Here is a 19,590-nt window from a genome sequence, read left to right on the forward strand (position 1 = left end):
CGCGATTTTCTTGTGAAGTGAGAAAGCGTTGATAAACAGACTTGGGTTATGAATCGATGCACGTTACTGAATGACATTGAGCCAAACCAGTCGCTAATGCCAGAAATAGCTGAAACAACCAGTGTTTCACCTATTGTGACTGAAACGCTCCCAAAACCAGAGGACATGCGGCCTCAAGCGAAGTGCAGCTCAAGAGTAGATCGGATTCTCTGCGAAAATGGTGCACCTCCCGACTTTTGCCAACGGTTAAGAGTTCGCGTTTTCAAAGGGTGGTCAAGTTATATTGGCAGGCCTTGAACTTCTCATGATGTCTACCAAAGTCAGACATCATGACTTCAACCTGAATTCCGTTTGAGAGACCTTTCATGTCACTAGCTTGGAGTGGTGTCTTGTCGTCGTTCTTCACGGCGACCCGGCATCAGTTGGCTGTACCACCCATCAGGTTTGCGAGTGATGAGTTTGGGAAGGGGTGAGAGTTTGGCGCTTTCTTCCTGGCGATGTGGATCTCGCTTGTTTCTCTTGAGAAGGGAAGAAAACTTCCAGAGGTATTGCATTCGTTGTGATCAGAATCCCTTGCCGAGATTCCGCAACAGTCACAACACATGAAGTCCCATCAACAAAAGTGCCTCTGCGACACCTTAGTTGACACACATCCTGATTCATGTGGCACGGTTGACTACAGAAGAGGTCTTTGTGCAATGAGATTTTTTTCGTGTGAATCTGTTCTGATCAGGTAAGATTTGACGGATCGGATGACTCTCCGGCACATCGAAGGTCGCAACTAGAATCTCCGCAGGTGATGCAACCCGCAAAGTATGGCTTTGTCTGCGATCTTTGAGATGTTCCGCCGAAGAGACATACGAGCGACTTCTGCCTGGTCTCCTCCCAGCGTCGCCCAATGTCAGGGCCGTTTCTTCAGAAAGCCTGAAATGTCGAAACTGACAAAATGGACAGTTCCCGCCAGCATGTTTTTTCTGGGTTGCCTGGCTGGCGGCGGGCTGCTCTCGATTCCTGTCATGAATGCCGTCCGTGCATCCGCCGTCGATAAAGCGGCTCTAGAAGAAGCCTACGAAGATCTCAACAAGAAAGTGACCGCCCTACAGGAAGGAAGTTCCCTGCTGGCGCGAGTGGCTCATCTAGCGACTCCCAGCGTGGTGCATATCGAGAGTCGGCGGAATGTCCCGAATAAAGGTGTCGTGGAAGAAACCGGATCGGGAGTCCTCGTCAGCGGCAGCGATGGCAAAGGGATTTATGTCGTTACCAACCGGCATGTGATTGATGGGGCGATTCCAGGCAACATCTCGATTTCGCTCTTTGACGGCCGCGTGATCAATCCCGATGACATTCGTGCAGATCGCGACACAGATTTAGCCGTTCTGCGAGTCAATGCTCCCAACCTCTCACCTGCCCGCTGGGCTGATTCTGATAAAGTCGATATTGGTCATATGGTGCTGGCAGTCGGCAGTCCGTTTGGCCTCAGTCAGTCAGTAACCTTTGGAATCATCAGTGCCAAAGGTCGTCGCAAGCTTAAGCTTGGTACGACGGCTGTTTTGAATCAGGACTTTTTGCAGACCGATGCCGCCATCAACCCCGGGAACAGTGGCGGCCCTTTAATTGATCTGCAGGGACGCATCATTGGCATCAATACCGCCATTGCCAGCAGCAGCGGCGGAAACGAAGGAATCGGCTTCAGCATTCCCAGCAATCTTGTCCGCCGGGTGATGGATCAGCTCCTTGAGTTTGGCGTGGTGCAACGGGCTTACCTCGGTGTGCGGCTGGATCCCGCCTTCGATCTGCGATCTGCCAACCGGCTGAAGCTCGACCGTGTGGGCGGGGCGCGCGTTACCGAAGTTTATCCTAATACTGCTGCTTCCAAAGCCAACCTGCTCTACGATGATGTGATTCTCAGTTTTGATGGAGTCGATGTTGAAGATGAGAACCATCTGATCAATCTGGTCAGTCTGACGCCGTTCGGCAAAAAAGTGCGGATGGTGGTCTGGCGCGGAGGGAATAAGGTGCCTGTCCTGGTACAACTGGGTGATCGTGCGGAGATGCGGGAACAGAGTGCCGTGCCAACTCCCGACATGGGTCTTCCGCCCGTTCGAACGACGAGTCTCACGCCTGGATTGAAATTGAAGCCACTCGATTTTCAAGTGCGGGAGACGCACCGGCTGCCAGCTCGTGCCGGTGGCATCCTGGTCAACGAGGTCGCGATCGACAGTGTCTGGCAAGGGATTGTCGAAGTGGGCGACCTGATTGTCGAAGTGGATCAGTGGCCGGTCGCTTCCGAAAGCGAGTTAGCCAGTGTGTTGAAGGCAGGCCAGGCATTGCCGGCCATACCGATCAGGTTGATGCGACTTGAAGGTGGAAAATCGGTCGAGCATGTCGTGCAACTGCCGCAATCGAAACTGCAATAAGCCCATGCCTTCCAGGTGCACGGGTTGGGAAGGGAGAGATCATTGGCGTCAAACGATCACTGGCGTATCGAAGTCGCCGCCTCTCAATCGCCGTGGACTCATCCCCATTGGGTTGAATGGATCAAGTGGGTAGTAGCCTCATATGCTCAATGGACGGGACAATCCCTTTCCGATGCAGGCCCGGAAGAATTTCCCAGAGTGCTGTTCCATGCCCCGTTTGTGCTGGTTTCGCATGGAAAGGAAGCTGACCCAGTCCTGTGCTACGGCAATCAGACAGCTCTGAAACTGTGGGAAATGAGCCTCTCTCAGTTTCTCGAAACACCTTCACGATATACGGCCGAACCGATGCATCGTGATGAACGGGCACAACTCCTCGAACGCACGACCAGGTACGGATTTGTCGACGATTACCAGGGAATCCGCATCTCTGCGTCGGGCACTCGATTTCGCATCCACCAGGCGACGGTCTGGAATGTGATCGACGCAGAGGGAACCTATCAGGGACAGGCCGCCATGTTCCACGAATGGACACCAATTGGTTCGTAAGCGTCAGTTGGTGTGTAACTGTTGTCGTCAAACCGCTCAGGCACTCAGCACTTTGCGGACGTTGGCTTCCGTAACCGGCTGAATAATGCCCTTTTCCGTGATGATCGCCGTAATGAGTTCCGCCGGTGCGAAATCGAATGCCGGGTTGTAAACATTGGCACCTGTGGGGGCGAGCTGGACACCCCCAGGATGAGTAATCTCAGTGGAGACTCTTTCTTCGATGGGAATTGATTTCCCTTCGAGAAGCGTCAGGTCGAATGTGGAGGATGGAGCTGAGACATAAAACGGAATTTTGTGGTAATGACATAACACCGCCACGCTGTATGTCCCAATTTTATTGGCGGCATCGCCACGGGCGGTGATGCGATCAGCCCCGACAATGGCGGCGCCAATCCGGCCTTCCTTCATGACCTGCCCGGCCATGGAATCTGTAATGAGAGTACAGGGGATTCCTCTTTGCATGAGTTCCCACATGGTCAGTCGGGCCCCCTGAAGCAAAGGGCGGGTTTCATCAGCATAAACATGAATCTGCTTGCCAGCGGCATGCGCATGAGCCAGAGCGGCGAACGCTGTTCCATCACCGGCTGTGGCTAATCCACCTGTATTGCAGTGTGTCAGAATCCCGCTGTTGGCAGGCAGCAGCGAGGCTCCGAATTCTCCCAGTCTGGCACACATGGCGCGGTCTTCAGTTTCAATGGCCTGTGCCTCAACTAACAATCTTTTCTGAAGATCGGCAGCACTCATTTGTGGGTGATCTTTGGCAACTTGCTCCATGCGCTGGATGGCCCAGAAGAGATTGACAGCCGTGGGCCGACTTTCGGCCAGGTATCTGGCCACCTTGGCCAATTGTTGATCGAACTCTCCTCGCGAGACATCTGCCCCTGGCTGAAAGAGTGGTTGCAGGCCGACGACTATTCCATAGGCCGCCGCCACACCAATCGCAGGAGCGCCGCGAACTTTGAGCTGCTTGATCGCCTCCCAGATGTGTTCCACGGTGTTCCCATCGATATGCTTTAACTGCGTGGGCAATACCGTCTGGTCGATCAGCTTCAGTGATCCGGTCAGTTCGTCCGCTTGCCACTCCAGAGCACGATAACTGGGCAACGACACAGGATTGGACACCATGGGGAATTCTCTTTGGCTTGGCAGAACATTCAGGAAGATTCTCAAGAGTTGGTACGCTAACCGAAATGACTAAGACGTACCAACGAAGGCCACTTTCCCAGCGGTTTGAAGTTCAAAGTCGCCGATTTCAATCGTGGTCGTTCGGGACGAGACAAACTTTTTCGGAAAGAGGTGAACCCGAACCCGACAGTTGATAACATGCAAATCTGTTCATGGAACATGAAATTGGGATGTTTTGACCTCTGGAGTCTGGCCATGCGAGTGATCTGCAAGAGTTTTCTGGTGCTGGCGTTGGGTTGGTTGAGCCTGTTCGCGGGACAGGAAGGATCTTTACAGGCAGCTGATGCACCTGCCAAGAAGTACAAAGCCCTCATGCTGACTCAAAGTGCAGGATTTACGCATGGCTCGGTACGTCGCCCGAAAGCTGAAGGCGATGCACCGCAGAAGCTGAGTGCGTCAGAAATCGCGATGACACAACTCGGCCAGCAGACCGGTCTGTTTGATGTGACCTGTACGCAGGATGCCGCCAGCGATTTCACGAAAGAGAACCTGTCCAAGTACGACATGGTGATTTTCTACACGACTGGCAATCTGCCCATTGCCGATGCCGATAAAGAATACTTTCTCAATGACTGGCTAAAGCAGGAAGGTCATGCCTTCATCGGGTTCCATTCCGCGACAGATACGTTCAACAACTACAAACCCTATTTTGATTTTGTAGGTGGTACGTTTGATGGACATCCCTGGGGAGCAGGCGAGACAGTCACCATCAAGATTCACGATCCTGAGTTTCCCGCGATGAAGCCACTGGGGAGCGAACTGGTCGTCAAGGACGAAATCTATCAGTACAAAAATTATCGGCCTGAAAACGTCCGAGTATTGATGAGCCTCGATATGTCCAAGTGCAAAACCAAGCGTCCTTACATGGTGCCGGTCTCGTGGGTAAAAGAACATGGCAAGGGGCGATTGTTCTACACCAATCTGGGCCATAATGAAGGCACCTGGACCAACCCCACTTTCCTGGAGCATGCTCATCAGGGAATTCGTTGGGCCTTGCGGCTCGAAGAAGGAAATGCCACGCCGAATCCTGAGCTTCAGGCCAAACTTCAGGAAGAGGCCAAGGCAGCCGCAGAGCCTGCCAAGTGATTCATGAATAGGTCATCGATGAATCGGATCGAGACAAGGATTTGATAACCAACAAAGCTCCCGCAACGCTCATGTGTTGCCGGGAGCTTTGGCTTTTTTCTGTGAATCAGAAATCCAGATGTCAGAGGATTTCAGCGCCCGAATTCACTATTTGCGGCGAAGTTCAAAAAGCTGAAAGCGGCCGAATCGAGGTTTGGCCAGAGGCTGATAGTTTTCGTCGTAGAGCTGGTATTCAAAGGGTGTGAATTTGAGTTTCTCGGCAAACCATTCAGCCCGCGTACGACCGGCATCACCAATCCAGCAGAGCCCGTCACATGCGAGCGTTTTGTCGATCAGATTCAGAATCGGGGCGTGATTGCGTTCTTCATAAAGCACTTCACTGGCAATGATCACTGGAAATGATTCGGCGGGTGGGTCTCTCCAATCGAGCTGCCGGGCCTGTGCCTCGACCAGATTGAGTCGGGCGTTTTCCCGGGCCACGAGAATCGCTTCATGGTCATAATCAGTGATCGTCACATGATCACCGCGCACAGCGGCAGAAACCCCCACAAGCCCTACACCAGCACCCAGTTCAAGAAGACGTGTTCCTGTCGGCCAAGGAGCGAACTGCAAAGCGCGCGCCATGACGACAGCCGCTGGCCACAGATATGCCCAGTAGGGCATGTAACCATCCGCTTCATGCCGAGCGAGTACAGTATCAGATTCCAGAAATGCATCCGGATCAGCCGGTTGGTAAAGCTGAACAGGCCTGAGCCCGCCGACATCATAAGTGGCCAGTGCCCAGCCGGCGGGAATCTCGAACAATCCCGGTGGTGTCTGAGGCAATCGCTCGGCTGGATGTCGGATTTCCTGAAGTAAGGGCGGTGCATCAGCGGGGGCTTCTGCCGGTGGGGGCAAAGATGATTCCTCGTTCAATCTTGATACTCAATTAATAAGTTCTGGATAATCGAAAAGAACTTTCTCACGAACATCCTGCCAATGAACACTGTCAGCTACAATTGAGGCGCGGCAGATTTGTCGGGAATTGCTGCAAGATGGCCTATGGCCGCTCCTGAGTTTTCGTCATTGACTGGATTTCGCTTTTTAACATGGATGCGCTCTCACCGGCCCCTACGGCCCCAGACTTTGCTGCGTTGAGAAAGCGACTGCCCGAAGCAATGGCCGCTGATCGATCAGGGCTTTCAAAGCTGCTCGAAACAACAGCCCGCATGGCCCAGCGCGGCCAGCCGTTTGATCGCAACCTGCATCGATTCACGGATTGGCTGGAAAAATCGATCACAGCCCGCAATGACCGCTTGGCGCGCAGGCCAGCCATTCATTACGACAACGAGCTGCCTATCATGCAGCGGCGGGAAGAGTTTCTGAAACTCTTATCCCAGCATTCAGTGATCATCGTTTGCGGAGAAACAGGCTCAGGAAAATCGACGCAACTGCCCAAATTCTGCCTTGAGGCCCAGCGCGGAATCGATGGACTGATCGGACATACTCAGCCACGGCGAATTGCCGCTCGATCAGTCGCCATGCGGCTTTCCGAAGAACTTCGTGCACCTTTAGGGCAGGCTGTTGGCTACAAAGTTCGCTTTCAGGAGGCCGTGGGAGCTGAGTCATACATCAAGCTGATGACTGACGGAATTCTCCTTGCAGAAATTCAATCGGACCCGCACTTGCGTCGTTACGACACGATCATCATCGATGAGGCGCACGAGCGGTCGCTCAACATCGATTTTCTGCTCGGGTATCTCAAGCGATTGCTGACACAGCGCAAAGATCTCAAGGTGATCATTACTTCGGCAACGATCGATGCCGAGCGGTTCAGCCAGCATTTTGAAGTGGATGGCAAACCCGCTCCGATCATAGAAGCCTCCGGAAGAAGTTATCCCGTCGAGATTCTTTACCGGCCCATTTTGAGTAAGGGGGATGCGGCGGAAGACAATGATATCGACATGCAACAGGCGATTGTCGAAGCCGTTCAGGAAGCGACTTCGCAGGGGTTTGGAGACATTCTGGTTTTCTTGCCCACCGAACGGGAAATCCACGAGACAGCGAAGATTTTGCGTGGAGGCGAGCGAGCGGCTTCTCATCGTGAGATTCTGCCGCTGTATGCGAGACTTTCTGCAGCCGAGCAACAGCGAGTGTTCCAAGTTTCTCAGAGCCAGCGCAGAATCATTCTTGCAACCAACGTGGCCGAGTCGTCATTGACTGTACCCGGCATTCGCTATGTGATCGACACAGGGACCGTGAGGCTCAGCAGGTATTCTCCACGTTCGAAGATCCAGCGATTGCCCATTGAACCGGTCTCCCAGGCCTCAGCGAATCAGCGGGCAGGACGCTGCGGGCGTGTCGGCCCCGGAATCTGCTATCGACTGTATGATGAAGCGGATTTTGCAGCGCGTGATCCGTTCACAGTTCCAGAGATTTTGCGAACGAACCTTGCTCAGGTGATTCTTAAAACAGAATCGCTCGGGCTCGGAAGCCTGTCGAGTTTTCCGTTTCTGGATCCACCTCGAACTGAATCAATTCGAGATGGTTATCGCACCTTGTTCGAGCTGGGTGCCGTCGATCTGGACAATCGTCTGACGGAACTCGGGAAGAAACTGTCGCGGATACCGACCGATCCTCGCATTGCCCGTGTCCTGTTCGCTGCCGACGAACAGCTTTGCCTCGCCGAAATGCTGATCATTGCCTCTGCCCTGGAAACACAGGATGTGCGCGAGCGACCGGTTGGGAAACAGGATGCAGCCGATGAAGCCCATGCAAAGTTTCTGGACGAAACCTCGGACTTTGTGACATATCTCAAGATCTGGGATTTTTATCACGAATTGAAAGCCAAGCTGTCACATAGCCAGCTTAAAAAGGCGTGCTCCCAGAATTATCTCTCATTAACCAGATTGAGAGAGTGGAGCGATCTGCATCGAGAGTTGTCTGAACTCGTTCGTGCCGCAGGGTTAAAGATTCGCCCCCGTTTGCAGGATACCTCTGCCATCCATCGGGCGATTCTGGCTGGATTCCCAACCAACATCGCCATGAAAACTGATAGCGGTGAGTATCAGATGGGTGGTGGAGCACTGGGTGTCATCTGGCCTGGTTCCGGGATGGCGAAACAGAAGCCTCGCTGGATTGTGGCTGCCGAGTTTGTGGAAACGACTCGCCGCTTTTTGCGAATTGCAGGAAAGATTGAATCCGAGTGGGTCGAGCCCTATGTCGAACATCTGGTCAATCGAACCTATCATGATCCCCACTGGGATGCCCGTAGCCGGAGTGTGGTCGCTTATGAAAAGGTGAGTCTGCAAGGACTGCCAATCGTTAATCGGCGGAAGACTCAATTCGGACGAGTGAATGCGGCCCAGGCGCAGGAGATTTTTATCCGTCAAGCTCTCGTGGAAGGTGATTATCCGAATCCTCCCGCATTCCTGGCTCACAATCTGGCATTAAGGCAGGAACTGGAAGATCTGCAGGCGCGGCTGAGAAAAACCTCGCTGATTGCTGATCCAGAAACCCAGGCGAAGTTCTATGCTCAAAGATTGCCTCCTGATATCTACGACGGCCCGCGACTGGATAAATGGCTGAGAATTGCAACTAAAGATTCGCCCGATCTCCTCAAAATGACGCGGGAAGACCTGCTGGCCCAGGAGGCTGATGAAGATTGGCGAGAACGATTTCCTGACCAGATTCGTGTGGGGAGTCTGCAGGCCGAAGTCGAATATCATCTGGAACCAGGGACGGCTCAAGATGGGATTACGATCAAGGTTCCACAAGCGGCGTTTCGTCAGCTGGAGTGGCAGCGATTGGGTTGGCTCGTTCCAGGCCTTCTTGAGGAAAAAATTGTCGCGTTGCTTCGAGGATTACCCAAAGAGTATCGAGTGACACTTTCCCCGATCCCGGAGTCTGTCAAACAGATTCTCCCTTTGCTGAAGATGGGACAAGGTTCGCTCGTCGATCAACTGGCAGAGATCGTCCGGAGTCGCTTCGGGGCCAGAGTCCTTCCAGCGATGTTTGATGAATCGAAGCTCCCGAATCATTTGCGAATGAACATCCGCCTGATTGATAACTCAGGTGAGGAAGTTCTTTCCAGTCGAGAGCAAACTCAACTGGAAGCTCATGCCGGGCAGCTCATTCCCAGTGAACTGATTTCCAAATCGATGGAGCGAACGGGCCTGAAGACCTGGGACTTTGCGACGGTCCACGAAAAGGTGATCGTACGGCAGAACGGGCTCGAAATTGATGGTTTTCCTGCCATTGTCGATGAGGGGAAGACAGTGGGTCTGAAGCTTTTTGATACCGCCATTCGCGCACTCCACGAGCATAAGCGAGGCGTGCGGCGACTGGCTGTTCTAAAGCTTCAGAAAGAACTCTCGATGCAGGTGACCCACCTGCCAGAGATCAAACGCTGGGAACTGGCTGCCAAAGCGCTTCCACAACCCTTCCCACTTAAAGAGCATTTGATCGATCTGCTGGCGATGAGGGCCGTCTGTGAGGGAAAAGTCTTGCCGCGCTCTCCCGAACAATTCCAGTTAGCGATTGATGCCGGGTTTGATGAACTGGGAAATGCTGTCACTGAAGTGATGCGATTGATGAGTAGCATTTTTCAACAGACGGCAGAAATTCGAGTGCGGCTGGATCGAATTCCGCCGGTGCATGATCTGACCAAGCGCGATCTGCAGAGGCAGTATCAATGGCTGTTAACGCCTGGTTTTCTGTCGCAGACACCGTGGTTCTGGCTGGCCCAGTTCCCCAGATATCTGAAAGCAATCCTGCTGCGAATGGATCGACTCACGGGCAACGCGGCCAAAGATCGTGATCGAATCATGAATCTGGAGCCCTGGATTGTGCGTTATGCCCAAAGATGGAATGAACACAAGCGGCGAAAATATGTCGATGTTGAGTTAGAAACCTTCCGCTGGATGATTGAAGAATATCGGATTCATCTGTTTGTTCAGGAAATGGCGACCGCTGTGCCCGTTTCGGATAAACGGCTGGAGAAACAGTGGCTGGCGACCACCCCTTAGTTCGATTTTGAGTTTGGAAAAGAGATCGATCCGTGAGAGAGATTGGTGTTCTCGATGACGTTCAGCAGGCCGATCTACTGGCAGATTTTCTGCTGTCAAAAGGCATCAAATGTCATATCGATAACGACAAATCTCAGTTCGTGCTGTGGGCGCTGGATGATGATCTCGTGGCAAAAGCCAAAGAACATCTGCTGGCCTTCAAAGCCAACCCTCTCGATCCGGTTTATGCCGATGGGGCCAAAGCGGCCCGGCAGATTCGCAAAGAGGAACTCGCCAGGCGAAAGCAATATCGCAAGAACGTCAAAGACATCCGCTCATCATGGAGTCTTGCTCCCACGACTGGCCCGACATTTGTCTCTGCACTCTTGCTCTCGATCTGCCTGATAGTGGGATATCTGACATGGTTAGGTCAGGCCGGAAACACGATTACGCCCTGGTTGCTCTTCTCGACTGACATGAACTGGAGCGAATTGAAAGAGGGTGAACTCTGGCGGCTGATTACTCCCATTTTCCTGCATTTTGGATTGATGCATATTCTCTTTAACGCCATGTGGCTGGTCAGTTTGGGCCCCCTGATCGAACGACGCAATGGATCATTTTGGCTGTTGGGGTTTGTGTTGATCACGGGCATTGCTTCGAACTTTGCTCAGGCTTATTTCGTCAGCCCGGCATTTGGCGGCTTCAGCGGAGTGAATTATGGACTGATTGGCTATGCCTGGATCATGGGACGGAGAGCACCCGGTTCTGGCATCAGGCTCTCCCCGCAATCGGCAGGGTTAGCCATTGCCTGGGGACTATTAGGGATTGCCGGTGAGTTTGTTCATCATGAATCGTGGATGGCCAACTGGGCACATGGTGTAGGCTTTGCAGTCGGTTGTTTCTGGGCATGGGCTGAAACTGAAAAGAGCAGGTAATGGATCCCCGATGGTTGAGCCTCTGGAACATTTGAATCAACACATTGTCAGCTGTGAGCGCTGCCCGCGATTACGCGCATGGTGCCAGGATGTGGCCCGCGAAAAGAAACGCGAGTTTATGGCCGACAACTATTGGGGGCGGCCAGTACCCAATCTGTTACCCATACCAACACAAACTCATGTTGGCAAACTGCTGATTATCGGGCTGGCACCGGCTGCCCATGGTGCCAATCGCACCGGGAGAATGTTTACGGGAGACCGCAGTGGCGAGTGGCTGTATCGCGCTCTGCATAAAGCAGGCTTTGCGAATCAGCCCGCCAGCCGACATCTCGATGATGGTTTAACTCTCTCCCGCTGTGCAATAACAGCCGTCTGTCATTGTGCACCACCTGATAACAAGCCCGGCAAATTGGAGATTGTGAACTGCCAGGAGTATCTCACCCAGACGATCGAGTTCTTCAAGCCGCAGGTTTTTCTGGCACTGGGGCAGATTGCCTGGAAAAGTTTAATGGACCACGCCAAAGCTCATGAGCTACTTTCCAGCCAGCCAGTCAAATTCGCTCATGGCGCCTCAATCACTTTCAATGACGGGCGAAGTGGCCTGGCCAGTTATCATCCCAGTCAGCAGAACACCTTCACAGGCAGGCTCACCGAACCGATGTTCGACAGCATTTTTGCGGAGGCCCATCGTCTGCTGGAGATCACTGACCGCCCGAGTTGATGGACCCGCTATAGTAAACCTAATGTTTTGAGCAGTTCTGTTTGCGAAAGGTAGTTTGGTGTCAGGAGTTGAACTCCGGCAGGCTTTAACTGTGCTGATTTTTCGTGGTCAATTACCCACGGATTGAGTTCTTCACCCACGATGCCAATGGGATACCCCCCCAACTGACGGCACGCACGAATTTCTGTCACTCCGTCTCCAAAGGCGACCATTTCCTGCGGTGAACAGTTGGTCTTTGCCAACCATTCGGCCATGACGGCCTGTTTGCTGAAGACGACAGGCCCGTCATCTGGTGCGTAAACTTGATCTTCGAAAAAATGACTCAGCCCCAGTTGTCCCAGTTCATGAACGACATCCGGTCGATAAGTGCCACTTGCCAGCACAAGAGTCACATTTCGATTGGCGAGGGCTTCCAGAAACTGATGAGCCCCCGGCAAGGCGAGATCAGCAATGGTCTTCTCACCACGACTCAGCTTTTCGAGACGATTATCAATCGTTTGTCTCAAATCGCGAGCGAACTCGTCGAAGTAATATCTGGGATGTTCTGGCGTTCCACCACGGGTGAGAATTGAGTTGGCCAGCCGTTCCATCTGCAGGATCGTGGGCTGCCCATTGAGCGAAAGAATCTCTGTGCGCAATTGGGGAATCAGATGTTCCCGCTGCTCCTGCGGAGTAAATGTGGGTGCAAGATGCTTGAGCATCATTTCGAGCATGATCGGTAGCCAGCCAGCCCGGACGAGGCTTAATGTCCCATCGAAGTCAAAGACAACCAGTCGCACCGGGACATCGACCGATCGTGACGAAACGACTTCCAGCACAGATTCCACTCCACAAGATTCCATAAAAGATTTTCTTGATGAATTGAATCCGAGTAATGTTCAATACGCCAGCCACAATCCCCCGCAAGCACTGATTTAAGTCACTTGAAGGATTCGAAAATGTACCAGATGGGAATTGAAATCGGAGGAACCAAACTTCAATTGGCTGTCGGTCAAGCTGGCGAAACCAGTTTCATAGAAGTCGTACGGCATGAGATCGACCGGTCTCTGGGAGCCCCCAGCATTTTGGGTCTCTTGGAAAATGAAGTTCCCAGGCTGTGCCAGAAGTATCAGATCAGTGGTGTGGGCGTGGGTTTTGGCGGCCCCGTCTGGTCTGATCAAGGGATAGTGCAGACCTCACATCAGGTTCGTGGCTGGGATCACTTTCCATTGGGAAACTGGCTTCATGAACGGTCAGGTTGCCCCGTTATCCTGGCCAATGACTGTGACACGGCTGGTCTGGCTGAAGCTCGATTTGGAGCCGGGGTGGGCAAATCGTCGATGTTCTTTATTACTGTAGGGACAGGAATTGGTGGCGGGCTGATTCTCAATGGCCGTATTCATGGCACTTCGCGACCGGCTGCTGCAGAGATCGGGCATTTGCGACCCGGTCTCGATGCCTGCAGCCCGAGCCAGACAATTGAAGCTTTGGCAGCAGGGCCGGCGATCAGTGAGTTCACGGCCCGCCAGCTGCGTGTACTGACGGAAACCGAAACGCTCTCTTCGGATGCTCGAGAGATTCTGGACAGTTGCGAAGGAGATCTTGATCGCCTCACAACCCGGCTGTTGGGAATTCACGCTGGCAATGGCAACAGCATTGCCCTGCGAGCGTTTGCCGAGGCGGCTCATGCTCTCGGCTGGGGCATTGCTCAGATGATCACATTGATCGCCCCAGAGAGAGTGGTCATCGGCGGAGGTGTGTCTCTCACGAAACCGCACGTCTTTCTCGAACCACTCGCCAAGTTCACGGAAACATACGTCTTCGGTCAACTGAAAGACTCTTATGACATTGTCCCCGCTGCACTGGGGGAGACTGTTGTCCTGCACGGAGCCTTGGCACTTGCCCAGAATGCCTGAAGAGGACGCCTGGCTCTTGAGATGAAACAACTGATGAGATGACGCAACTGACAACGCCATAATGACAATCACGGCCTTGCTCTAGAGTTAGCGATGTGTGGTCATCAACTCTTGAGGAAAGCCGTGATGGATTTGGCTGAAAAATCGGGTGTTACTCAAACAGGTGTTGCTCAACCTGCGAGCCGACCAATTCTGTTTGCTTGCGAATTACTTGGCAGCTTCGAGCTGGCGAAGTGTTTCACTCATGACAGCCACTTGGTTATTGAAGCGGTTGGAGTGAAACATGAAGGTTGCCCGCTTGACAGAGCTACCAGCAATATTGGCAAGGTTCGAATACTTGGCAGCCAGAGCCTTCTTGACTTCGATCTTGTTCTTCAAAACTTTCAGAGACATGTTCAATCATCCATTCAGCAAAGCAATGATCATCAATAAAGAGACACACTTCCGGGGTGGCTCTGTAAGTTGTGGGAGAATAACACGTTGCTTCCGCTTTGTCACGTCTGACGAGGTGATCCTTCGGCGGGCTCACGAGAGCTGGCCAACGGCGGACTTCGTTATGCCCGAATTTTGTTCAGAAGCATTTCAAATTGAGACTGAGCAGGTGGTCAGGAAGCGACGGTGATTGACTTAACCTCAAACATGGGAAGGAGATTCGTCAATCGGAGGACCTGCTGGATATCTTCGCTCGGATTATAAAGTTCGATCCTGTCAACCTGCTTTCGCAAGGTTGTGAGCAAGCCGAGCATGCCACTGGGCATTAATTTGACGCCACTGCAGTCAAATGCGAGGACTGAACAAGTGTTGTCTTCGAGTAGTTTTCGCAATTGCTCGCGATAGGAAGCAATGCAGACTTCATCGGGAACATCCTGCCCGCCAAAACCCACCACAGTCAAAGCCCCGGTCTGATAAACCTGGAGGACGTCATTGCGGACGGCCGGTTTTTGACGTGGTTTGGATGGGGGACAGGCAGTATCTCCATCATCAAAGATGCTGCCTGTGTTTGCACTGGTAGCGGATGATTTTTCGTGGAGTGAATCACCAGAAAGACCTGCTGTATCTGCCATTTCGGAGTCTCCAGACATCTCAGGGACTCAAACTTGCCTGACCAAAGGCATTTTGCCGGATGATCAGTAATCACCCTCGGTCAACCCTAACAACATCCTGCCAATCCAACCTGACAACCGCAAGGAGTTGTTCGCCGTTCTGTATATGAAATCTCCAAACATTCAGGTTTGAGCAACTTCGATCCCGAATATTCATTTCTCGCTTAGGAACGACCTGGGGCCTTACTTGAGGTTTCGAGGAGGCTTTCGACCGGTGATTTTGTAAACGTATGCCAGAATTTCTGCGAAGACAGCATAGAGGTCTGAAGGGATGGGGTCACCCACACGCGTCAGTTTGTAAAGTGCCCGCGCGACAGGTTTTCGCTCAATGATCGGGACGCCGTTCTCTGCTGCCAGCCTTCGAATCTGGGCAGCCAATTCTCCTGCCCCTTTGGCGACAACAATCGGTGCAGGCATCGTGGCGACGTCGTATTTGATCGCAATGGCAATTTCTGTTGGGTTAGTGATGACGACATCGGCTGTCTTGACCGACTGAAGTTCACGCCCTTGAGTCAATTTGCGATGAGCTTCGCGCCGGCGCATGCGAATCAATGGATCGCCATCCATCTCTTTGTATTCATCCCGGATTTCCTGCTTACTCATCTTCAGATCCTGCTCGTACTTCCACCACTGAAAGGCAAAATCAGCGAGAGCAGCGACGAAAATCGCCAAAGCCATCCAGAAAATGAGTGAGATCAGTTCTGAGCCTGCCACCACCGCGACAACTGTCAAAGGTTGATGTGCCAAGGCGGCAAAGCGGTGTAGCCCATCGTACACAAACCAGGTCGCCACAGAGCCCAGTAAGGCGAGTTTTGCCAGATTGGCACCCAGCCTCGCAACAGAAGTAATCGAGAACAACCGCTGAATTCCCGAAAGCGGATTGATCCTCTCCCATTTGGGTTGAAGGACTTCCGGTGAAAACAAAAATCCGACTTGCAGGAGATTAATCGCAATCGCAGCCAGAGCCAGCAGTATAAGTAGTGGCGCTACCTGCCAGCCCGATTCGCCCAGGTGCGCCCATGCCAGAGAGACCAGATCATTCTGGTCAAACGTCGTCCAGGGAGCAGCGGAAAGGCTGTTTCTCATCAAACGGGCCATGTATTCGGCCACATTCCGACCATGCCACCAGAGGACACCAGCCGATCCCAGCATCAGTGCAGCGGCGGTGAGATCCTGGCTTTTGACAACGTTCCCCTGCTCGCGCGCTTCGCTACGCCTGCGCTCGGTTGGGTCTTCGGTTTTGTCGCCGGATTCATCTTCGGCCATGGCCTGAGGCACCTCCTGTTGAGGTGATCATGCCAAAGAAAGGGTATTTCCAGAAAGATCAGTTTGTTGATGGATCTCCTGGAGCCTAGGCCATCAAATCAATTCGGGAAAATTCGTCCCAAATTTGGAAGAGATCACTCGTGTGGCAATTTACCCAGATTCTCATTCGCCCCAATCAGCATGAGGATATCCTGCTCCTCGATGACTTCGTCGGGTTGGGGCACGCCAATCATTTTCCGAGTCTCTTCGAGTTCACTCCCTGCCGGGGCTGGGATTGACCGACGGATGGCGACCAGATTGACGCCATATTTCGCTCGCAGATTCAGCTCGCGAAGTGTCTTGCCACGAAAAGCACTGGGAGCTCTCAATTCAATCAGCGTGTAACCTTCACCCAGATCGACGAAATCCTCGAGTGAAGGGTTGGCCAGCCTTCTCGCCAGTGCAATGCCAGCTTCCGATTCGGGCTGAATCACTTCGTCAGCACCGATCTTGAGAAAAATCTGTGCGTGCATCGACGTGGTGGCTCTTACAATCACCTTGGGAATGCCAAGTTTCTTGGCCAGCACTGCTGTCAGAAGTGCTGCCTCGAAATTCTCGCCAATCGCTACAACCAGATAATCACATTTATGAACGTCCTGCCCCCTCAAGGCCCGTTCATCGGTGGCGTCGAGCACAACAGCCACATCCACCAGATCTTTGACATCAGCCACCGCATCTGCCGAAGTATCGATGGCGATCACCTGTGCCCGCGTCGAGGCCAGTTGCTCGATGACAGCGATTCCAAATCGACCAAGACCAACAATTGCGACTCTTTGCACTTGGCCTGTTCCCCAGTGAAATACTCTTCATGGCACGTTCGAAAACATCAGCATCGCAAAAATGACCTACAAAATAGAGAGTCAACTTTTGACACGATCATTTTCCTGTCCGTCGAAACAATAATGGATTTCGTGGCTTGTGAGAAACGGAAGCACTGCGAAAGATGTGTTGGCATTTGTTTGTGAAGCACATCCTGCCAGTTTTCGAGATTCATCAAGTGGCAAGATTCTGAATGATGGCACTCCCGTTAAATCGTTTGGAGCATGCGGAGATGTTGGAGAGAATCTGGCAGCCTGTCAGACTTTGTCAGGTGGCGACCGAAGTCGAGGCTCAATTGATCGTTTCCATCTTGGATCAGTCTGGAATCCATGCTCGAGCACTCGGAGGTTATATTTCGGGCTTTCGAGCGGAAGTTCCCGGCATGGTCTCAATACTGGTCGATCAGCTCGACTATCAGGCAGCCCAGCAGATTTACGCACAACAGCAGAAACTGGCTCAACAAATCGACTGGGATCGAATTGATGTGGGCAATCCGGAGGAAGAATAGTTCACTTCAAAATTTCTCTTTCAAATTCCCCACATCGATTACGACCATCTCCATATTCTTGATCCGGCTCTGAAAGAAAGACAACTCATGGAAGAACTCATTTCAAAAGGAGCAGATTTCCTCCTCGCTGCAGGAAATCTGCTGCTGGCTTTAGCGGATGTTGGCCGAACCTGGTTACCCTGGATTTGCTGGTGCGGGTTCAGTTTGTTCTGTATCGACTGGCACAGCGCTTACCGCCTGCTGAGCCGGCAAACGGCACTTCCATTACTCCTGCTGTTCGGATTGATCTGTACGGTGACGACATTTCTGCAGAGCACCTCGGGCGTCGTGCCGGCAACACCCATGGCTGGCGGATGGCAACTTTCTCCCTGGACGATTTCGATCATACAGGTTTCACTCGCAGCCGGTTTGGCCATGTTCATGGGCACAATTCAGCTGCTGGTGGCTCCCCGAAGAATCGCTGTCCAGCCAATCAATGATCGTCGGAGTCATTAACCGAAGCGATTTCTTCACCACGCACTCCCGTGGTGGGTGGCAATCTTTTGCCTTGCCATGATTGAAAACCACGTCTGGATTCACTCAAACTCTTATCCAAACAACTTTGTCGAGTGCTGAGAGTTCTTCAGAGAGAGACCGATGACTGCCAATGCCCGACGACATGAACTCGATCCGCAAGTCCGAATCGAGCACGATTTAATCGGCCCCAAAGAAGTACCTGCAGATGCCTATTTTGGCGTACAAACAGTCCGAGCGATCGAAAACTTTTCGATCTCAGGTGTGCCGATCAATCATTACCCGCATCTGATTCGAGCGCTGGCTATGGTGAAAATGGCTTGTGCGAGAGCCAATTTTGATGTGGGTAAACTCTCTCCCGAAATTCTGGCTGGCATTGAGAAAGCCTGCGAAGATCTCATTGAGGGCAAACTTCACGAACACTTCGTACTGGATGTCCTTCAGGGCGGGGCTGGCACATCGACCAATATGAATGCCAACGAAGTCATTGCCAACCGGGCACTGGAGCATATGGGTTACACCAAAGGTGAGTATCGCTTCTGCGATCCCCACGACCATGTCAACAAATCTCAATCCACCAATGACGTCTATCCTTCAGCACTTCATCTGGCTCTGCTCCTGGGCAACGCCGACCTGATGGCTGAATTCCGCCTGCTGATCAATTCCTTCCGCGCGAAAGCCGACGAATTCTCTGATATCGTCAAGATGGGACGCACCCAGCTTCAAGATGCAGTCCCCATGACTTTAGGTCAGGAGTTTCTGGGCTGGGCCAACAGTCTCGAAGATGAGCTTGATGCGCTCCAGTTCGTCGAACAGGTGCTCTACGAGGTGAATCTGGGCGGGACTGCGATTGGAACGGGCCTCAATGCCCCTCGAGGCTATGCCGCCAAATGTGTCGAACATCTCGCTGTCATTTCAAAAAAGCCGATTCATCTGGCTCGAAATCTCGTTGAAGCCACGCAGGATACTCAGGCCTTTGTGCTCTACTCAGCCACACTCAAAAGTCTGGCCATTAAACTCTCCAAAATCTGTAATGATCTGAGATTACTCTCTTCCGGCCCACGAACTGGTATTAACGAAATCAACCTGCCAGCGTTACAGCCAGGCTCAACAATCATGCCCGGTAAGGTCAATCCGGTGATGCCGGAAGTGGTCAACATGGTCTGTTTTCGGGTCATTGGCAACGACCTGACAGTCACGATGGGTGCCGAGGCGGGCCAATTACAGCTCAATGTGATGGAACCTGTAATCGCAGCCTGTCTGCTCGAATCACAAACGCTCTTTATGAATGCTGCCCGATCGTTACGAACCTTCTGCATCGACGGAATCACGGCCAATCGCGATGTTTGCCAGCGGTACATCGAACAGAGTGTTGGCGTGGTCACGGCATTGAATCCTCTGCTCGGATACGAGAAGGCGACTGTTCTTGCCGCTGAAGCCATGCGAACGGGCAAAGGGATTGTGCAACTTGTTCGTGAACAGCAACTGCTGACTGAAGAGCAGATTCAGCATGTGCTCGATCCCTCAGTCATGACAGGGCGATCCTCACATCGAGAGTAAAAGACTTCAGAA

Annotated in this window: 17 protein-coding genes; 10 read left to right on the top strand and 7 right to left on the bottom strand. The window is 52.6% G+C overall.

The window, feature by feature from the left end; translation table 11 throughout:
* The first annotated feature begins 929 nt into the window (after positions 1-929).
* Both PLIM_RS07130 and PLIM_RS07135 read left to right on the top strand, forming a co-directional pair.
* Positions 930-2,417 carry a S1C family serine protease gene (locus PLIM_RS07130; protein WP_013109644.1) on the top strand — a complete coding sequence of 496 codons (1,488 nt, stop codon included), beginning with the start codon at positions 930-932 and terminating at the stop codon, positions 2,415-2,417.
* A gap of 42 nt (positions 2,418-2,459) precedes the next feature.
* A complete protein-coding gene (locus PLIM_RS07135) occupies positions 2,460-2,963 on the top strand; it encodes an MEKHLA domain-containing protein (protein WP_013109645.1) in 504 nt (167 codons plus the stop codon).
* A 36-nt stretch (positions 2,964-2,999) separates the two neighbouring features.
* Here the strand turns inward: PLIM_RS07135 and mtnA are convergent, their stop codons facing one another.
* A complete protein-coding gene (mtnA, locus tag PLIM_RS07140; RefSeq protein ID WP_013109646.1) occupies positions 3,000-4,088 on the bottom strand; it encodes an S-methyl-5-thioribose-1-phosphate isomerase in 1,089 nt (362 codons plus the stop codon).
* Between the two features lie 255 nt (positions 4,089-4,343).
* Here mtnA and PLIM_RS07145 point away from each other — a divergent pair, with 255 nt between their 5' ends.
* Complete coding sequence (locus PLIM_RS07145) at positions 4,344-5,234, top strand: ThuA domain-containing protein (protein WP_013109647.1); 891 nt, start codon at positions 4,344-4,346, stop codon at positions 5,232-5,234.
* A gap of 147 nt (positions 5,235-5,381) precedes the next feature.
* Here PLIM_RS07145 and PLIM_RS07150 read toward each other — a convergent pair whose 3' ends face one another.
* Positions 5,382-6,131: a class I SAM-dependent methyltransferase gene (locus tag PLIM_RS07150; protein WP_013109648.1), complete on the bottom strand. Its 750-nt coding sequence runs from the start codon at positions 6,129-6,131 to the stop codon at positions 5,382-5,384.
* 191 nt (positions 6,132-6,322) lie between these two features.
* Between PLIM_RS07150 and hrpA the strand changes: the two genes are divergently transcribed.
* The 3 genes from hrpA to PLIM_RS07165 are packed head-to-tail and all read left to right on the top strand — an operon-like array spanning position 6,323 to position 11,875.
* Positions 6,323-10,240, top strand: a complete 3,918-nt coding sequence (hrpA, locus tag PLIM_RS07155; protein ID WP_013109649.1) for an ATP-dependent RNA helicase HrpA — start codon at positions 6,323-6,325, stop codon at positions 10,238-10,240.
* 32 nt (positions 10,241-10,272) lie between these two features.
* Positions 10,273-11,154 carry a rhomboid family intramembrane serine protease gene (locus PLIM_RS22610; RefSeq protein WP_013109650.1) on the top strand — a complete coding sequence of 294 codons (882 nt, stop codon included), beginning with the start codon at positions 10,273-10,275 and terminating at the stop codon, positions 11,152-11,154.
* 10 nt (positions 11,155-11,164) lie between these two features.
* Positions 11,165-11,875, top strand: coding sequence for a uracil-DNA glycosylase (locus PLIM_RS07165; RefSeq protein ID WP_013109651.1), 711 nt, complete (start codon positions 11,165-11,167; stop codon positions 11,873-11,875).
* Positions 11,876-11,883: 8 nt separating this feature from the next.
* On the opposite strand, the gene PLIM_RS07170 is transcribed toward PLIM_RS07165, so the two are convergent.
* Complete coding sequence (locus PLIM_RS07170) at positions 11,884-12,717, bottom strand: HAD family hydrolase (RefSeq protein ID WP_041401340.1); 834 nt, start codon at positions 12,715-12,717, stop codon at positions 11,884-11,886.
* A 96-nt stretch (positions 12,718-12,813) separates the two neighbouring features.
* On the opposite strand from PLIM_RS07170, the gene PLIM_RS07175 reads away from it, so the two are divergent.
* Positions 12,814-13,770 carry an ROK family protein gene (locus tag PLIM_RS07175; protein ID WP_013109653.1) on the top strand — a complete coding sequence of 319 codons (957 nt, stop codon included), beginning with the start codon at positions 12,814-12,816 and terminating at the stop codon, positions 13,768-13,770.
* 207 nt (positions 13,771-13,977) lie between these two features.
* Here the strand turns inward: PLIM_RS07175 and PLIM_RS07180 are convergent, their stop codons facing one another.
* The 4 genes from PLIM_RS07180 to PLIM_RS07200 all read right to left on the bottom strand — a co-directional run bounded on the left by PLIM_RS07180 (position 13,978) and on the right by PLIM_RS07200 (position 16,957).
* Positions 13,978-14,163, bottom strand: coding sequence for a hypothetical protein (locus PLIM_RS07180; RefSeq protein WP_013109654.1), 186 nt, complete (start codon positions 14,161-14,163; stop codon positions 13,978-13,980).
* 212 nt (positions 14,164-14,375) lie between these two features.
* The gene (locus PLIM_RS07190; RefSeq protein ID WP_013109655.1) at positions 14,376-14,834 is read right to left on the bottom strand and encodes an STAS domain-containing protein; all 459 of its coding nucleotides are present in this window, start codon (positions 14,832-14,834) and stop codon (positions 14,376-14,378) included.
* Positions 14,835-15,056: 222 nt separating this feature from the next.
* The gene (gene flhB, locus PLIM_RS07195) at positions 15,057-16,139 is read right to left on the bottom strand and encodes a flagellar biosynthesis protein FlhB (RefSeq protein ID WP_013109656.1); all 1,083 of its coding nucleotides are present in this window, start codon (positions 16,137-16,139) and stop codon (positions 15,057-15,059) included.
* A gap of 134 nt (positions 16,140-16,273) precedes the next feature.
* Entirely contained in the window at positions 16,274-16,957 is a 684-nt protein-coding gene (locus PLIM_RS07200; protein WP_013109657.1) for a potassium channel family protein, read from the bottom strand.
* A 233-nt stretch (positions 16,958-17,190) separates the two neighbouring features.
* On the opposite strand from PLIM_RS07200, the gene PLIM_RS07205 reads away from it, so the two are divergent.
* From PLIM_RS07205 to PLIM_RS07215, 3 genes are all read left to right on the top strand, one after another.
* Positions 17,191-17,505: a putative signal transducing protein gene (locus PLIM_RS07205; RefSeq protein ID WP_041401343.1), complete on the top strand. Its 315-nt coding sequence runs from the start codon at positions 17,191-17,193 to the stop codon at positions 17,503-17,505.
* An 87-nt stretch (positions 17,506-17,592) separates the two neighbouring features.
* A complete protein-coding gene (locus PLIM_RS07210; RefSeq protein ID WP_013109659.1) occupies positions 17,593-18,000 on the top strand; it encodes a hypothetical protein in 408 nt (135 codons plus the stop codon).
* A gap of 141 nt (positions 18,001-18,141) precedes the next feature.
* On the top strand, positions 18,142-19,578 hold the full coding sequence (locus PLIM_RS07215) for an aspartate ammonia-lyase (RefSeq protein ID WP_013109660.1): 1,437 nt from the start codon (positions 18,142-18,144) through the stop codon (positions 19,576-19,578).
* Positions 19,579-19,590: the final 12 nt, after the last annotated feature.

This window comes from Planctopirus limnophila DSM 3776, from assembly GCF_000092105.1.
Taxonomy (GTDB): Bacteria; Planctomycetota; Planctomycetia; order Planctomycetales; family Planctomycetaceae; genus Planctopirus; species Planctopirus limnophila.